Here is a 16,947-nt window from a genome sequence, read left to right as displayed (position 1 = left end):
GGTGCCGCCCCGCACAGGGGCAACGCTGATAGACCAATATCAATTCAAGGAAAGGCCAAAAAGCCAGATCAAGGAAAGGCCAAAAAATCCAGATCAAGGAAAGGCCAAAAAATCCAGATCAAGGAAAGGCCAAAAAATCCAGATCAAGGAAAGGCCAACGCCGCAGACGACCAGCCAACAATCGCCGCGCAGACAAAAAAATAAAAAATTCCAAGCACCGAAACGCCGGATTCATGAAAACCCAACAAAAAAAACTGAAAGTCTGAATTGCAGACGCAGTCCTTTCTGGCCTCGATATATTCATTACATAGAGGTGGCCGGCCGGGTGGGTATTCGACACTCTTTCTAAAGCAATAACAACAAGTAAAAGAGCGGGCTGCCCGAAAGGGTAGCCCGCTCTTTTTTGCTTACGAACCAAAATAGATATTGCAGAAACTCACTGGGCCAACACAGTTGTCGGCGCTGGCGCTGGCGGCGGATGTCGTCGTTGCGCAGCCGGATAGCAGCAGTCCGGTTACGACAGCAGCAGCGGCCAACGAGGCCATGCGCTTGATTGTGGTACGAAAAGTCATTGAGGTCAGAACGAGAAATGTTGGATGTTACGTTTAACGACGGTGGAGATAGTTCATCTGCTCATCGTTCCCGGATTTGATCAGTTGCCGGTAAACCTGGGGTGGTGTTTTGCCTCGGCCATTCGTTGCGTTAGGCGATGGCCGTCCGCGAGCGGATGCCAGTCCGCTCGACCGGTTCAGTGTGTGTAAAGGGTCGATTCCAGATAGGCGAGCTGGCCGTCCTTCTCCGCATGCACCAGTTCCTGATAGACCTGCGCGCGCGTCTTCTCGCCGGTCACCTGACCGTAAGGCGGCACCCACGATCCTGCAGTACTGACCGCAGCGATGTTGTTCTGCGCCACTTGCATCGTCGTCGCAATCTGTTGCGCCGGCGCCGTGGCCGATTGAGCGAAAGCGGAAGCCGTTGCGGTCGCGCCGATGAAAGCGATGACGAGTGTCAGAGATTTCATGTTCGTAATCCTCACAAATCAGATTGGATGGAACCGATGCGCGAACCGCAATGCATTCGTGGATCGGTTGATAAGAGGATAGTCACCTGGCTTTAGCGGATCAGTGATCTACGCATGAAAAGATATTTATCCGTCGGAGCGTCGGCAACCCGTTGATTCAAGGGGCCGTCGGGCACGTCTCATGAACATGAAAACCGTTTCATGAATCGGCCGGTTTCGATCACGGGTATGTCACCGTGCAAATCTACATTGCGGTTACCCGCACAGTGTGCGGGCTCGGTTCGCGCATGCGTGAGCCGGCGCCTTTTCTTATCCGGAATCAAACATGAACAAAGCATTGGCAACCACACTCGTCGTGCTCGCCGGCACGTTTGGCGCGGCGGCGCACGCACAAAGCAGCGTCACGCTGTACGGCGTCCTCGATACCGGCATCGACTACGTCAGCAATCAGAAAGCGGCCTCAGGCGGAAAAAGCAACGTGATGATGGAGAGCGGCAATCTCAGTACCGACCGCTGGGGCCTGCGCGGTAACGAAGACCTGGGCGGCGGGCTAAGTGCGGTCTTCGATCTGGAGAACGGCTTTAATATCGACAGCGGCAAGTTCTCCAACGATGGCGACGAGTTCGGCCGGCAGGCATGGGTCGGTATCGCGAGCAAACAGTGGGGCACGCTGACTATGGGCCGGCAATACGACTTCCTCGTCGATTTCGTCGCCCCGCTTTCGGTGACAGGTTCAGGCTTCGGCGGCAATATCGCCGAACATCCGTTCGATAACGATAACCTCAACAACGATCTGCGTATGAACAACGCGCTGAAATTCCGCAGCGCAACCTATGACGGCCTCACGGTTGGCGGCGCCTATGCGTTCAGCAATGCGGCGGGCGGCTTCAGCAACAACAACGCGTATAGCCTCGGCGCGCAATGGGCGGGCGGTCCGTTCAATCTGGCGGTTGCGTATCTGCAGATCAACCAGCCGGGCGGCGTCAATCAACCCAACAATACCAGCGGCGCGGTGAGCAGCAGCGACGACGATGCGACCTTCACCGGCGCACGCCAGCGTGTCCTCGGCGCAGCGGGCCGTTACTCGTTCGGCGCGGCGACCGTCGGTCTCGTCTTCACACGGACGATGCTCGACGATCCGCATCAGATCACCCAGGGCGGTGCGTATTCCACGCTCAACGGCGATATGCTGACCTTCAACAACTACGAACTGAACGCGCGCTACGCGATTACGCCGGCGTTCTCGCTGGGCGGTTCGTACACGTTCACCGACGGACATTTCAGTGACGACGGCAAGAGCGTCGCGCCGAAGTGGAATCAGTTCATGCTGCAGGCGGACTACGCGTTGTCACGCCGCACGGATCTGTATCTGGAAGGCGTATATCAACATGTGTCGGGTGCGGACGGCATCGCGGTTCTCGGCAACGCGTCGATCTATTCGCTGGCGGCTTCGTCGAGCGATCGGCAGGCGGTTGTCGCAATGGGAGTGCGGCATCGGTTCTGAGCGCCGCAAACCTACTGCAATGCGCTGCAGACCTGCCTGAAACGCAAACGTCGCCGGTGCTGAATCGGCGACGTTTTTTTACCGCATTGGCTGCGTCAGCCGAGCAGATAGCCTGAGCCGCGAATCGTGCGAATCAGTGAAGGTTCGCCGGGCGTCTCGACTTTCTTGCGCAAGCGGCCTATGTGCACATCGATCAGGTTGGTGCCGGGATCGAAGCGGCAGCCCCACACGGCTTCGAAAATCATCGTGCGCGTGAGCACCTGGCCGCTGTGGCGCATCATGAATTCGAGCACGCGGAATTCGGTGGGCTGCAGATCGAGTTCGCGCTGCCCGTGGGTGACTTTGCGGCGCACCAGATCAAGTTCCAGCGCGCCGGCGCGCAGCAGCGTTTCAGCTTTGGCATGACGTGGCCGGCGGCGCAACAGCACCTCGACGCGCGCAAACATTTCCTCGGCCGAGAATGGCTTGGTCAGATAGTCGTCGCCGCCGGCGCGCAGGCCTTGAATGCGCTGATCGACATCGGACAGCGCGCTCATCACCAGCACCGGCGTTTCCATGCCGACCCCTCGCATGGTCGCCACGATAGTCAGGCCGTCGAGATCGGGCAGCATGCGATCGAGTGTGACGACGTCGTAGTCGCCTGCCATTACTTTCGCCATGCCTTCGCGGCCGGTGCGCGCCACATCGACGGAGAAACCGCTCGCGCTGAGCGTGCGCACGATGTCGTGTGCGATCAACTCGTCATCTTCGATCGTCAATATTCTGGGCATGATGCACGAGCCCGTTCAGGCCACCGCCCGCAGTGCAACCGTGCGATCCGGTGTGCGATATTGGCTGACCGCGAAGTCGATGAAACTGCGCACGCGCATCGACAGGTAATTGCGTCCGGAGTAAAGAATCGACGTCTGGCGCGGGCCGCCGTTGATTTTGAACTGTTCCAGCACCGGTACGAGCACGCCTTGCGCGAGGTCGTCAGCAATGATCGGCAGCGGCAGCAGGGCGATACCCATGTGGTTGAGCGCGGCCACGCGTACCATTGCGCTGCTCGTTGCGTTCAGCGCGCTACCGGTGTTGACACGGTAGACACCGTCGGCGTCCGCGAACTCCCAGATGCGCGACGCACCGTCGGAGACGCTCAGCAGGCCATGACGGTTCAACGCCCCCGGATCGCGAGGAGTGCCGTGACGCGCCAGATAGGCGGGCGAAGCGACCGTGATTTCATCGATACTGGTCAGCGTGCGGCTGACCAGCGAGGTGTTGGCAACGCGCCGGTCGTCGGAGAAACATACGTCGAAGCCGCCTTCCACCAGATCGATAGGCGTATCGAACGTTGTCACGTCGAAGTCCACACGGGGATGCAGCGTGCGATAGGCCGCCAGCAATGCGCCCAGGCCGGCGGCCGCGAACGTCATGGGCGTGGCGATCCGCAGCGTGCCTTGGGGATCGCGCGTCGTCTCGAGCAGATTCGATTCCATTTCATCGAGCTTCTCGATGATCGTGCGGCAACCGTCGAGATACTCGCGGCCCACATCGGTGAGCGAAAGACTGCGCGTGGTGCGGTTCAGCAAGCGCATATTCAGATGCGCTTCCAGTGTGCCGACGCTGCGCGTGACCGCCGCGGCCGACATACCTAACTGTCTCGCCGCAAGATTGAAGCTGGCGAGATCGACCACTCGTGTGAAGACACGCATCGCTTGTAGCTGGTTCATGTTGGAGCAGTAGAGAAGGACGATGGGTGCATCATCGGCGATCGCGGATAAAACCGCACTGCCACGCGGATTAAGACTTTTTTAGTTTTGTGCCATGTTCACGATCTGTGAGGCGCGAGCCTGCCATCCGACTACGATCGCGAACCATCAGCGGACCTGAGGGAGGTCCAAAAAAAGAGCGCGGACAGAGCCGCGCTTTCGGAAAATGACCTGAATGAAAGTAACCGCTATGACGCGGCGAACGAAGTATAGGTGTGGGGCGCCGCGAAGTGCGCGTGCAATCTGAAACGCAGTCATGCACGAAACGCAACAGGCGCGTGCTGCGTTTCCAATTCCACTGATCCGGCTGATCAGTTGAGCATGCCGTGTACTTCGAGCGATGCTTCCAGTTGCTGAGTCAACGCATGATGCAGCCTGGCGAGACTCTGGGTGGGGAGTGCGAAGCCCGCCCAGCCCAGACCGGAATGCCTCAGAAACAGCATGGCGCCATCATGCAGCGGATGCTTTTCGGTGTGCCAGCACGGATCGATTTCAATCACATACTGATGCGTGCGCAGCGGCTCCTTGGGCACTTCCGGGCGCATCGTGGCGCGCAGCACACTGAGGTGTTCGATCACGGCGTCCAGGTCGGCTACTTCGAGCAGTACCACACTGTCCTCGATGGCGATGCGAACCGCGTTCTGTCCATACTCGTTGACTTTCTCGATGCTCATGGGGCGCGACATTTCTCTGCTCCTTCCAGCTCTCACGGTGCACAAATTATGGCGCCGCCTCTCTTAACCAAGTCTTAAAGAGCACGATCCAAGGATGAAACTTAGTTTAAGAAGGCCGCTTGGCACGATTTATGGTGCAGCGCAAAATCGTCTGATGTTTGCTGGTCCGCAGCAAGCGGGCGGGGCATTAAGTCATATGTAAAAGAAGCCTGATGTTTCAAATAAGAAACGTTTTTAGTCGAATAAGTATTTCGTGGCGCAATACTTATTCGGAAGTATTTCGATAAGTGTGCGGCGCACCACATCGACACTGTCGTTAAATTCCCGATTTGCGAATAAAAGCCGGATTGAACGTTCATTATTTGCGAGCTTCAGAGTTCATGTTTGAAACACTTTCTGATGCCGCCGCGGCTAATCGAGACGCCAGATCCGGGTGATCCGTGATGACTTGATGCACCGGTGCCGTGGCCTTGAAAGCTAGTCCGTGTAAGGTTTTCGGGCATCGGGGCCGCCACCTTTCCGGTATGATCGATGGTACTGTCCGCGCATATACCGGCAGTCATATGAAACACATAATAATGGTTTTCTTCATACATTCCATTTCCCGATGTGGATTTGTTTTTCAAATTTACTATAGCGAAGCATTCAGCTAACATCACGCATAATCCGTTAAGCGGCGTTGCCAGCGGTTTTCACCCGCCTGATTAAATTCGACCATATCGGCCAGCCGACGGGGCAGCGGGGTCCACAACGTACGACAGTTTGGGGAAACATCATGCCGCACATGCACCTGGATACTGCGAGGATTACCTGGTTACATACGCCGACACTCAACGTGCGTACTGCAGCGCGGCGAATCGGCGTGTTGCTGTTCGACGGCTTCTGGCTGCTCGGGCCTGGCACGGTGGTCGAGATGTTCCAGACCGCCAACGAACTCTCGGGTTCACGGGCCGGCGAAGAACCACCTTATGAAGTGCAGTTTCTGTCGATGGACGGCGGCAGCGTCGCGAGCTCGTCATTGGCGCGAATCTGGACGGACCGTATCGACCCGCGTTACGGCAGCGGTTTTGACGTGCTGTTCATCGCAGGCGGATACGGCGCACATGAGGCCGCGCTCGACGAGCGGCTGCTCGGCTGGCTGCGATCGGTGCAAACGCGTACCCGCGCGATCGAGACGATCGGTGAAGGCCGTCTCGTGCTGGAGGCGGCGGGGCCCGCGGAGCATGACGGCCTGCAGGTGAACCGCTATCTGGGCAGCGCCGCGATCGATCCCACGCGCAGCGCGGCCAATGATCGTAACGACTGTGCGCGCAGTGCGTTGATGTTCATCAAGCGCGACCTCGGCGCGGAGCTCGCGCGCAGCGTCGCCGATCGGGTGATGCCCGGCATGGCCGCCACGTGGGTACCGCTGCCGGCTGAAGGTGGCACGCTCAGCGTCGCCGAGAAAATCCGTGCCGCCGCGCGCTGGATGGAGGCGAATTGCGATCGTCCGGTGTCGGTTGCCGACGCCGCCCAGGTCGCGGCCATGAGCGAGCGGAATTTCCTGCGGCGCTTCAAGCATGAAATGCAGGTCACGCCGTCTGACTATCTGTTGCAGGTGCGGTTGCGGATCGCCTGCAATTTCCTGACGGAAACCGAACTACCGGTCGACAAGATCGCGCGCCGCAGCGGCACCGGCAACGGCGATCGACTCGCGAAGATATTCCGCAAGCGCATGGCGTTGTCGCCCACCGAATATCGCGCGCGCAGCCGGGTTGCGACCGAAGCGTAAGCAAGGGCCGCGCCGTGCAAACGGCACATCTCTGCGTGGATGGGTATGTGCGTAGCGACGTGCGCAGCGACGTGCGTAGCGGCGTGTGCAATAGCGCGTGCAACGGCACGTTCATCACCGGCTGTGATTTCTCCGGGCAGGCTTCTTACGAGCACAGTGGCCATGGGCAACAAGGTAATGGCGACCGCATTGCCAGAGGTGAAACTCATCGAGCCCGAGGTGTTTTGCGACGAATTCGGCTTCTGCTTCGAGAGTTTCAGCGCGGATGAGTTTACCGACGACGTTTCGCATGGCTTCAATTTCGTGCAAGACCGTCATTTGCGGGCAGTGCGTGGGGTGTTGCGCGGACTGCACTATCAGGTGCAGCGCCCACAAGGGCGGCTCGTGCGCGTGGTAGTGGGCGAAGTGTTCGACGTCGCCGTGGACGTGCGGCTCAATTCGCCGACCTTCGGCAAGTGGAGCAGTGCCTATCTGAGCGCGGCCAATCATCGACAGGTATGGGTACCGCCGGGCTTTGCGCACGGTTTCGTCGTGCTGTCCGAGGTCGCGGAGTGCCTCTGGAAGACCACCGAATACTGGTTCCCGGAACTCGAGCGCTGCATCTTGTGGCGCGACCCTGATATCGGCATCGAGTGGCCCATCGAGGTCGAGCCGATTCTCGGCGCGAAGGACGCAGCGGGCCGCCGTCTCTACGAAGCGGAGAATATCGCCTGAGCGCCGCACCTGCATCGCTCCGTTCGGCGCCGCTTTCAGATCGTCCGGCGCACCCGCGGCGATCGAGCGCGGTTCAGCGCGTTGCCACCACGGCGCCCACACTCGCGGCGACCACCAGCAGCGTGCCTGCGATCTGCAGGACACCCATGGGTTGATGCAGCACCACGAAGCCGGCCAACGCGCCGATCGCGGGTTCGACACTCATCAGTATCCCGAACGATGCGGCCGGCATGTGCCGCAACGCCACCATTTCCAGCGCGTAGGGTAACAACGGCACCAGCACCGCGAGGCCCGCGGTGGCGGCGAGCTGGCCTGCCGCGATGTGGCTGCCGCTTTGCGCGAGGCCGAATGGCGTGGCAACCAACGCCGCGGCGATCAACGACACCGACAATCCTTCGAGTCCGGCGAATACGGTGCCGGCCTTTTTCATCAAGACGATATAGCTGCCCCAGCCGAGCGCGGCCCCGAACGCGAGCAGTACGCCAAGCGGTTCGCCGATCCAGCCCGCGCGATCACGCGAGAGCAACAGCACGCCGGCGATCGCCAATGCCGGCCACAGTAGCGCTCGCACGCGCCGCACCGCGAAAGTCGCTACGGAAAGCGGGCCCAGAAAATCGATCGCGACGGCAAGCCCCAATGGAATCCGCTGAAGCGCTGCGAAAAAGCACAGCGTCATGCCGGCCATTGCCGTGCCCAATGCACCGGCCGCAATCCAGTGCGAGCGCGAGTAGGTGAACAAACGCGGGCGCACCAGCAATGCAAGCACCACGGCTGCCCAGCAAAGACGCAACCAGGTGGTGCTGAGCGAGCCATATGCCGCCATCGTCGGCGCGGAGAGCGCTGCGCCGAACTGCACGCTCGACATCGACAGCACGCATAGGAGCGCTGCGCCCGCTGCCGCGCTGGCGGGCTTCGCTGGTGTTGGCGCGGAGTCCAGCGCCGGTTTGATGGTGGTGTCCTGCATCGTGGTCTCGGTCCCGCCTTTTGGCTTCCTGGTCGCTATCTTATCGGTCTGGGCGGTATTAAGATTAGTTGATATTTCTTATGGCCACTTCAGGGAACGTGATGACCCGAGATCTCGACAGCAATCTCCTGCGTGCGTTCGTTACTGTGGCGGAGACCGGCGCCATAGGTGTGGCGGCCGTGCGGCTCGCGCGGACCCAGGCGGCGGTGAGCATGCAGTTGCGGCGGCTCGAGGAAGAACTGGGGCGCCGTTTGCTCGACCGCTCGCCGCGCGGCGTGCAACTCACCGAAGCGGGGCATCTGCTGCTGCCGTTCGCGCATATGATCCTCGGCGCGGGTGCCGATGCGCGGCGCGCGTTGAGCGCGGGGCAGGTGTCCGGCACGGTGCGGCTCGGCATGCTGGAAGACATCGCAGTCGGCCGGTTGCCGCGCGCGCTGCGGCGTTTTTCGATCGCTTATCCGCAGGTGGCGCTGGAGATCGTCGTCGACACCAGTCCGGCATTGTCGAACCGGCTTGCGGATGGGAGCCTCGACGTGGTGGTGGGGGACCCCGCACTGGTCGACTCGGTGCCGTTGCTGACCTGGACGCAGCCGCTTTTCTGGGTCGGCGCGCGCGGGTTTAGCCGCGACGGTGACATGGCATTGCCGGTGGTTGCGTTCGGTGGCGCATGTTTGTGGCAGCAGCAAGTGTTGACGGCGCTGCGGCGCGCGGGGATTGCGTGGCGCATCGTATGCACCAGCACGAGTTTGCCGGCGGTGCAGTCGGCTGTGGAAGCAGGGCTTGGTGTGTCGGTGCTGCTCGACGGCAACATCCGTCCGGAAGCGATGCGCGTGCTCGGTCAGACCGATGGATTACCTGCTGCGCCCACCGCCGGATTCGGGCTTTTCATGCGTCCGGTTTCCGGCGCCCAGGCGGCGGCCGTGCAGACATTGCAGACGTTTCTTTGCGAGGAATTGCATCTCGGGTTACGGGAGAATGAGCCGGTTGTGTTGTGCGCGGGGTAATTGGCAGCACGTCCCATGTGAGTTTTTACGACATTTTTTCTTGAGACGCTTACGCGTGAAACCTACACTTCGTGCATCTTGATAGCGCGAGGTGCTCAACGTGAAGCGACCTGCAACGACGCAGCAATCTGTCCGTATCGACTACGTGTGTCACGGCATCGGCCGTGTCGAACTGCGCCGGTTCGATCCGTCGCGCGATTCGTATGTTGCGTTGACTGCGCTGTTGCATCGGGCTTTCACACGGCTCGGCGCGATGGGGTTGAATTGCACCTGTGTGGATCAAACGGTGGAGACGACACGTTCACGCGCGACGCGGGGCGATTGCTACGTTGCGGTGTGCGGGGGGCGCATTGTCGGCACGATGACGCTGTATGCGCCGGATCGTGATTCGCCGTGCGAGTTGTATCGTCGCGACGATATCGCCAGCTTGCGTCAGTTCGGCGTGGAGCCCGTGTGGCAGGCACGGGGCATTGGTACCTTGTTGATCGCTTTCGCCGATCATTGGGCCGCGACGCGCGGTTATGCGGAGCTCGCGCTCGATACGCCGCAACCGGCCGCGCACCTGATTTCGTTTTACAGAGGGCAGGGGTTTCGCATCGTCGATTTCACACGCTTCGATGGCAAGCGATACGACAGCGCGATCCTGAGCAAGCCGCCGGTGGTGACGCGTACGCTCGCTAACTGGTCGCATAGATTGACGGTGCCGGCGAGGATTGCGCGCGCCGCATGACGAGTCGTGGTTGTGCACTCGCGTGCTGGAGCTGCTGAGGTTCCGGGTTCTGGGTTTGTGATTGTTGTTTGGGTGCTTGAGGTAATCGGGACGTTAGTGTTGCGTTGCGATGCGCTCCTGATGCGCATACGGGCGACGGACGGGCTTGTGCAGTAAAAACCCGGCGTGGGCAGCAACTATTGCAATACCGTGTGGCAAGTATTGCAACGAGTTGTCGGTCCTCGTGCCGGGTTGGATGTTTCTTCTTACCTTGGTCGATGCGGTGGTTAGCGTCGCATTACGCCCATCAGCAAGGTGACGAGGAAGATCACCACGAAGATGAAGAACAGGACCTTGGCGATTTCGGTTGCGCCCGCGGCAATGCCGCCGAAGCCGAATACCGCGGCGATGATCGCGATGATGAAAAAGATTACAGCGTATCGAAGCATGGGGCCTCCCACCGATGGATTGCTGGAGTGAAATAAAAAGCGGCGGCTCGTTGTGGGCACAGCGTGCTTTGACGGATTTGTGCCGGCGAGCGATATGAAGCAATGGGTGTGCCCGGGGGGCTGGTTTGTGGGGATGCCTGCGGCGTGGGGGTTGCCTGCGGGGCGCTTATTGGCTGTTTGCTTGCGGCGTTGAAGTTTGCTTGATCTGGTTGCCGCGCGGCGCTTGCTTGTCTGTTTGCCTACGGCGTTGGCCTTTCCTTGCTGTGTTATTGGTGTATTAGCGTCGCCCCTGTGCGGGGCAGGCACCTACTTCTCTTTGCCGCCGCAAAGAGAAGTAGGCAAGAGAAAGCGGCTCAAACCGCTAACTTCTAAGCGGGTCCCCTGGCTTGGAGGAGGTAGTGGTGCATCTGGAATCCGTGCCCTCGCACATTCAACGTGAGTGACAAAGCGCTCATCAGCGCCCACTCCGCACTGCGTGCGTCGCGGATCGGCCTGCATGGGAAACCAGCGGCTTCGTTTGCGCGTGGTGGGAGCTATCGGCTTCGCTTGCGCGCGGTGGGAACCATCGGCTTCGCCTCGGCGATGTACTCCGCGACATGGCGGGACACAGGTAACGATGCGATATACCCGATATTCGCCGCGCCACCGCGCCAGATGAAGCGTGAGCGCGAAAACGCAGCGGACCGTTTGAAGAAGTGCCCTCCAGCACAGCCGTCATATTTCGGTCGGCGCAGCGCGCGCCGATGCGCATTCTCAGAACCGATTGCTGCATTTCGCGTTCGCGTTCCGTTCGCGCTCATCAGCTTAGTCGGTTCATTCGGCAATTCGCCGAGGCGAAGCCGATGGTTCCCAACCGCTCCCCAACGAAGCCACTGGTTTGCATGATGAGCCCTTCCGGCGAGCACGTAGTGCGAGGCGGGAAGTATGACTGCCTGGTCACTGGCGTCGAATGTGCGGAGACACCGATTCCAGATGCACCACTACCGAGACTGTGCGGGGGACCCGCTTAAGAACTAGCGGTGTGAGCCGCTTTCTTTTGCCTACTTTTCTTTGCGGCAGGCAAAGAAAAGTAGGTGCCCGCCCCGCACAGGGGCGACGCTAATAGACCAATAAGAAAACAAGGAAAGGCCAACGCCGCAGGCGAACAGACAAGAAGCGCCGCGCAGGCAAACAAAACAGAAAAAGCCCAACGCCGCAGGCAAACAACTGTCGCATTGCTGCAACAGCACACCATCCGCATCATCCAGACTCGCAAATCGCCAAATCGGCGGCGGCTATCGCATTCAAATCAGGTGAGCGGGACGCGTAGAACTTCGCCATAACATCATCGAAGAAAAATCAAAATTCCGAACTTTCATCCTGCGCTAACGTTTGCGCAGTGCAAATCACTCGCACGCAAACGATCAATACGCATTGCAGAAGAAACCAGCCGCAAGGCATGCGCTAGACCGGCCGCCCACGCCGCGCCTCACAACTGCGCGCGAAGCCAGTGATAAACGAGCGGCCCGCACAATACGCCCCACGTCACCGCACAGATCAGAAGCGCCATCGTGACCGCGGCGCTGCCGCAGTCCTTGGCACGCTTGGACAAGGCGTGCCGTTCGAGTGAAATGCGATCGATCGCAGCCTCGATGCTCGAATTCAACAATTCCACCAACAGCACCAGCAGCACGGAAACGATCAGCAATACCCGCTCGATCGCGCCCACCGGCATCAGCACAGCGCAAGGCAGTAAAACCGCCGCGAGGGCAATCTCCTGACGAAAGGCGCTTTCCTCGCGCAATGCCGCAATAATGCCGTCGCAGGAGTGCCGCAGCGCATACAGCGCACGCAAAGGCCCGCTCCGTTTAGCGGGCAACGGCGTGGAAGAAGCCGCCGAAGGAGCGGCAGAAGGAGCCGCAGAAGACTTAATCGGATTGCTCATGATGTGCTTCGAGTCAAGGTGGCCGCAGCATGCCTCAAATGTTACAAATTGTCGCGGACTTGTGATATCTTCTCGCCCGCCCCAAGGGGCCGGTACTCCTGCGCTACGGTCCCCGGAAAAGACGCGAAGTTGGCATCCGGCACACTATGCCGGACACACTTCACGGGTTGGCCACGTGTGCCGTGTCGCGCGTCATTCAAGGTTTCGCCGGATCGTCCGTATACAAGCGTAGGGGACCGCATCGCGGTCGTGTCGCATTTCCGTTTTTCATGTTTTCCGCAAACTTCCGCGGCAGGCCGAATTCGCAACGATGTCCACGCAATCATGGGGCGGATGGCCGATGTTCAACAAGCTGATCTGTCCATGAAACCTGTCGTTTCGTTTTGTCTGTCGCTGACGGCGCTCGTCGGCGCCTTATATGCCGCTACGCTAGCCGCCGCGCCTTCCGCACTTCCTTCGTCTTCCGCGCGCGTTCCGTCGTCCGCCACCGTCGCTGTGCTGCCGTCGCCCGCTACGCCGGGCACCACTGCCAACGGCGCGCGCTCAACCAAAGCAACCAACGCAACCAACGCAACCAACGCAACCGCCACTGCCAACGCACCGATCGCGACGAACACCGCCAACATCGCCAACACAGCCAACACCGTCGCCAACACCGCCAACACCGCGCCCCACGCCGCCAGCTCGACCACGGTACACATACCGTTCTCGGCGTTGGGCGCATATCGGCCGCTGAATCTGCGCGGTCTCGAGGACGTGAGCGTCGTCAATGTCGGCGTGCGGCTCGATCGTGTGGTGACCGCGGCGCGGCTGCGGTTGCGCTACACGTATTCGCCGGCGCTGGTGTTCCCGATCTCGCACTTCAAGGTGTCGATCAACGACGAAGTGGTGGCGACCGTGCCGTTCGATCGCGAGCATGCAGGGCAGGTCGTCACGCAGGACATCCCGCTCGATCCGCGTTTCCTGACCGATTACAACCAGCTTGGACTGAGGCTCATCGCGCATTACACGCTGGACCATTGCGAAGACCCGGACAACTCGTCGTTATGGGCCGACGTGAGTCCGACGAGCGAAATCATTCTCGACACGTCACCGATTCGCTTGCCTAACGATCTCGCGTTGCTGCCCGCGCCGTTTTTCGACCGGCGCGATGTGAGCCGCCTGCGTCTGCCCTTCGTGCTGCCGGCAGCCGCCGACAACGCGACGCTGCGCAGCGCCGGCGTGCTGGCCTCGTGGTTCGGCGCGCTCGCCGATTATCGGCAGGCGCGTTTTCCGGTCTCGTCCACCTTGCCGTCCGACGATCAGGCCGTAGTGGTAGCGCGCAGCGCACAGTTGCCGGAGGCGTTGAAGCTGCCGCCGGTCAATGGGCCGATGCTGATCGTCACCGACAATCCGGCATCCGTCGACAGGAAGCTGCTGATCGTGACGGGCCGCACCGCCGCGGAAGTCGATCAGGCGGCCGCCGCGCTCGTGCTCGGCAGGACGGCGATGGCAGGTCCCGCAGTGCAGGTCGCACAGATCGACATCGGCGCGCCGCGCAAGCCCTATGACGCGCCGCGCTGGTTGCCGGTCGACCGTCCGGTCGCGTTCAAGGAGTTGATCGATGACCCGGGCCAGTTGCAGGTGCGCGGCGGTGCGTCGGACCCGATCCGTCTGAATCTGCGCGTGCCCGCCGATCTGTTTTCATGGAACGGGGCGGGCGTGCCGCTGAATCTGAAGTACCGTTATACGGCGCCGACGGTGCAGAACAACTCGATCCTCGCCGTGCAGATCAACGATCAACTGGTCAAGTCGTACCGGCTCGCGCCGGCCAGCGCCGACGATGCACAGGGCCGCCTGCAACTGCCGGTGCTGTCGACCGGCGGCAGCCGTTCGACGAACTCGCTCGATATTCCGGCGTTCCGTGTGGGCAGCTCGAACCAGTTGCAGTTGCGCTTCAATCTCGATTCGCAAAAGACCGGGCTGTGTCAGAGCGTCGCGTCGAATCCCGTGCAGGCGGCGGTCGACCCGGACTCGACGATCGACTTCTCGAACTTCGTTCACTACGCGCAGATGCCGAATCTCGCGTACTTCTCGAATAGCGGCTTTCCATTCACGCGGTATGCCGATCTGTCGCAGACGGCCGTGGTGATTCCCGCGCATCCCGCACCCGAAGAACTCGAGGCATTGCTGACGACGCTCGGCCACATGGGGCAATGGACCGGCTATCCGGTGTTGCGCGTGCAGATCGCGCGGCCGGCTGAGATAACCCAACTGGCGGGCAAGGATCTGCTGGTGATCGGCGGCAGTGGTTCGGCGCCGTGGCTCGATCGTTGGCATCAGGCGCTGCCGCTGACCATCGGCGCGAACGCGAACGCCGCCGACGACGGTGTCGAAGGCGGCAAGGTCACGCGCGCTACGTTTTCGGTGAAGGAGCAGTGGCACAACGGCGCGCACCTGCCAGACGGCAGCGCGCGTCTCGAACGCGACGGCTCGCTGGCCGCGCTGATGGGCTTCGAATTGCCCGGCAGCAAGGGACGCAGCGTCATCGCGCTGACGGCCACCGATCAGCGTCAGTTGCTCCAGTTGCTCGACGTGCTGGAAAAGCCGGACCGGGTTGCGCAACTGCAAGGCGACGTCGCCCTGGTGCGCGGCGGCGAAGTCGACAGCATGCGCGTCGGCGAACCGTATCTGGTCGGCTATGTGCCGTGGTATGCGTGGCTCTGGAGCAAGGCGATTCAGCATCCGATCCTGCTGGGCGTGCTCGGCGCAATCGCCGGGCTGCTGCTGGCGGTCGGCGCGTTCACCGCGTTGCAGGAACTGGCCGCGCGCCGCCGGGGAGTCTGACCGATGCTGCCGGTGAAGTGGAAAGCGTCGCTGCGGCAGGCGCCGGGCGGGGCGCTGACGGCGTGTACGTGCACGCGCCTGGCGTTGGTGGTGGACACAACGGTTGCCACCCGCGTGTCGAGCCGCCTGTCTGCCCGCGGGGTGATTTGTGTGTCGACCAGCGTGGTCATCGGCATGGCCGCTATGCTCGCGAGCAGCGCGTTCGCCGCGAGCTTGGCGCTGCCCGCTAATGCGGCCAGCGCCACCAACGGCGGCAACGCCAGCGCTAACGCAACCGGAACAGCACCCGCAAGCACAACAGCACCCGCAAGCACAACAGCACCCGCAAGCACAACAGCACCCGCACCCAGCCTCACCAGCCCCACCCCAGCCTACTGCACTGCATCCCCATGGCCGCGCTGGCAGCAGTTCAAGCGCGATTTCGTCTCACCCGAAGGGCGCGTGATCGACGTTGGCTCGGCCGATTCGCGCACGGTATCCGAAGGTCAGTCGTACGCACTATTCTTCGCGCTTGTCGCCGACGACCGCGCGGCCTTCGATTCGATCCTCAACTGGACCGAGGCGCACCTCGCGCAAGGCGATCTGACCGCGCATCTGCCGGCCTGGTTGTGGGGCCGCTCGGACAGCGGGCAATGGGGCGTGCTGGATGCGAATGCTTCGTCCGATGCCGATCTGTGGATCGCCTATGCACTGCTCGAAGCCGGCCGTGTCTGGCAGGAGCGCAGCTACACGGCGCGTGGCGCGGTGCTCGCGAAGCGCGTCCTCGACGAGGAGACCGCGAGCATTCCCGGTCTCGGCTTGACGCTGTTGCCGGGGCCGCTGGGCTTTCATCCGGCGCCGGACGTGTGGCGCGTCAATCCGAGTTATTCGCCGCCGCAGGTGCTCCGCGGCATCGCCACGCGGCTGCCGGACGACGCCCGCTGGACGCGTCTTCTCGCCAGCACGGGCCGGGTCCTGCTCGACACTGCGCCGCACGGCTTTTCACCGGATTGGGTGCTGTACCGCGCCAAACAGGGTTTCGCGCCGGACGTCCAAACCCAGGCCGAGAGCGCCTACAACGCGATTCGCGTCTATCTGTGGGCCGGCATGCTCAGTCCACGCGATCCGCTCGCGCAACCGCTACTCACGCGCCTTGCACCGTTCGCCGACTTTATCGCCGCACACGGTGCGCCGCCGGAAAAGGTCGATACGACGAACGGCAATGTCGGTGCGAATAGGGGTAACGCCGGTTTCTCGGCGGCGGCCGTGCCGTTTCTCGACGCGCGCGGCGAGCGCGCGCTCGGCGACGCGCAGATCGCGCGCATGGAACAACTCGATCGCGAGTCGCCGGCCGGTTACTACACCAGCGTGCTGAGTCTGTTCGGGCTCGGCTGGCGCGATGGCCGCTATCGCTTTGCCGCCGACGGCACCCTCAACCTGCGCTGGAGTTCGCCGTGCGGCGTCGCTTCCCGATAACGTGCACAGCGCTGCTGCTCTGCCTCGCGGCGCAGATGGCGCCGGTTGTCGCATGGGCAAGCGCGCAGGCTGCCGCGCAGCCAAACGCGCAAATAAGCACGCAAATAAGCACGCAGGCGTCCACGCAAATAAGTAAGCAGGCAAGCACCCAGGCAAGCGCACAGGCAAGCGCACAGGCAAGCGC

15 protein-coding genes are annotated in these 16,947 nt (G+C 61.5%); 8 read left to right on the top strand and 7 right to left on the bottom strand.

All coding sequences use genetic code 11. The annotated features are described in order from the left end of the window. Window positions 1-349 (top strand): hypothetical protein (locus PQR53_RS37060; protein ID WP_408465292.1); only part of this gene is annotated, 349 nt, incomplete at its 5' end. A 399-nt stretch (window positions 350-748) separates the two neighbouring features. Here the strand turns inward: PQR53_RS37060 and PQR53_RS37055 are convergent. Further along, a complete protein-coding gene (locus PQR53_RS37055; protein WP_408465290.1) occupies window positions 749-1,021 on the bottom strand; it encodes a DUF4148 domain-containing protein in 273 nt (90 codons plus the stop codon). 325 nt (window positions 1,022-1,346) lie between these two features. Here PQR53_RS37055 and PQR53_RS37050 point away from each other — a divergent pair, with 325 nt between their 5' ends. Beyond that, window positions 1,347-2,525, top strand: coding sequence for a porin (locus PQR53_RS37050; RefSeq protein ID WP_408465288.1), 1,179 nt, complete (start codon window positions 1,347-1,349; stop codon window positions 2,523-2,525). Between the two features lie 95 nt (window positions 2,526-2,620). Here the strand turns inward: PQR53_RS37050 and PQR53_RS37045 are convergent, their stop codons facing one another. From PQR53_RS37045 to PQR53_RS37035, 3 genes are all read right to left on the bottom strand, one after another. Beyond that, a complete protein-coding gene (locus PQR53_RS37045) occupies window positions 2,621-3,295 on the bottom strand; it encodes a response regulator transcription factor (RefSeq protein WP_408465286.1) in 675 nt (224 codons plus the stop codon). 15 nt (window positions 3,296-3,310) lie between these two features. Then, the gene (locus tag PQR53_RS37040) at window positions 3,311-4,234 is read right to left on the bottom strand and encodes a LysR family transcriptional regulator (protein WP_408465284.1); all 924 of its coding nucleotides are present in this window, start codon (window positions 4,232-4,234) and stop codon (window positions 3,311-3,313) included. Window positions 4,235-4,584: 350 nt separating this feature from the next. Beyond that, complete coding sequence (locus PQR53_RS37035; protein ID WP_408465282.1) at window positions 4,585-4,959, bottom strand: hypothetical protein; 375 nt, start codon at window positions 4,957-4,959, stop codon at window positions 4,585-4,587. A gap of 763 nt (window positions 4,960-5,722) precedes the next feature. Here PQR53_RS37035 and PQR53_RS37030 point away from each other — a divergent pair. Beyond that, window positions 5,723-6,718, top strand: coding sequence for a GlxA family transcriptional regulator (locus tag PQR53_RS37030; RefSeq protein ID WP_179741740.1), 996 nt, complete (start codon window positions 5,723-5,725; stop codon window positions 6,716-6,718). 162 nt (window positions 6,719-6,880) lie between these two features. Next, window positions 6,881-7,432, top strand: coding sequence for a dTDP-4-dehydrorhamnose 3,5-epimerase (rfbC, locus tag PQR53_RS37025; protein WP_408465280.1), 552 nt, complete (start codon window positions 6,881-6,883; stop codon window positions 7,430-7,432). A gap of 73 nt (window positions 7,433-7,505) precedes the next feature. On the opposite strand, the gene PQR53_RS37020 is transcribed toward rfbC, so the two are convergent. Beyond that, complete coding sequence (locus tag PQR53_RS37020; RefSeq protein ID WP_408465278.1) at window positions 7,506-8,396, bottom strand: EamA family transporter; 891 nt, start codon at window positions 8,394-8,396, stop codon at window positions 7,506-7,508. Between the two features lie 101 nt (window positions 8,397-8,497). Between PQR53_RS37020 and PQR53_RS37015 the strand changes: the two genes are divergently transcribed. Both PQR53_RS37015 and PQR53_RS37010 read left to right on the top strand, forming a co-directional pair. After that, a complete protein-coding gene (locus PQR53_RS37015) occupies window positions 8,498-9,400 on the top strand; it encodes a LysR substrate-binding domain-containing protein (RefSeq protein WP_408465276.1) in 903 nt (300 codons plus the stop codon). A 100-nt stretch (window positions 9,401-9,500) separates the two neighbouring features. After that, complete coding sequence (locus PQR53_RS37010) at window positions 9,501-10,130, top strand: GNAT family N-acetyltransferase (protein WP_408465274.1); 630 nt, start codon at window positions 9,501-9,503, stop codon at window positions 10,128-10,130. Window positions 10,131-10,396: 266 nt separating this feature from the next. Here the strand turns inward: PQR53_RS37010 and PQR53_RS37005 are convergent, their stop codons facing one another. Then, window positions 10,397-10,558 (bottom strand): DUF1328 domain-containing protein, encoded by a 162-nt coding sequence (locus PQR53_RS37005; protein ID WP_035551387.1) that lies wholly within the window; start codon window positions 10,556-10,558, stop codon window positions 10,397-10,399. Window positions 10,559-12,026: 1,468 nt separating this feature from the next. Continuing rightward, on the bottom strand, window positions 12,027-12,482 hold the full coding sequence (locus PQR53_RS37000) for a diacylglycerol kinase (protein WP_408465272.1): 456 nt from the start codon (window positions 12,480-12,482) through the stop codon (window positions 12,027-12,029). 363 nt (window positions 12,483-12,845) lie between these two features. Between PQR53_RS37000 and bcsB the strand changes: the two genes are divergently transcribed. Further along, a complete protein-coding gene (gene bcsB / locus PQR53_RS36995) occupies window positions 12,846-15,308 on the top strand; it encodes a cellulose biosynthesis cyclic di-GMP-binding regulatory protein BcsB (protein WP_408465270.1) in 2,463 nt (820 codons plus the stop codon). A 3-nt stretch (window positions 15,309-15,311) separates the two neighbouring features. Continuing rightward, window positions 15,312-16,763, top strand: coding sequence for a cellulose synthase complex periplasmic endoglucanase BcsZ (gene bcsZ, locus PQR53_RS36990; protein ID WP_408465268.1), 1,452 nt, complete (start codon window positions 15,312-15,314; stop codon window positions 16,761-16,763). Window positions 16,764-16,947: the final 184 nt, after the last annotated feature.

This window comes from Paraburkholderia fungorum (genome assembly GCF_046027605.1).
Classification (GTDB): domain Bacteria; phylum Pseudomonadota; class Gammaproteobacteria; order Burkholderiales; family Burkholderiaceae; genus Paraburkholderia; species Paraburkholderia fungorum_F.
The sequence above is the reverse complement of the archived record's forward strand: the minus strand, read 5'-3'. Positions and strand labels throughout refer to the sequence as shown.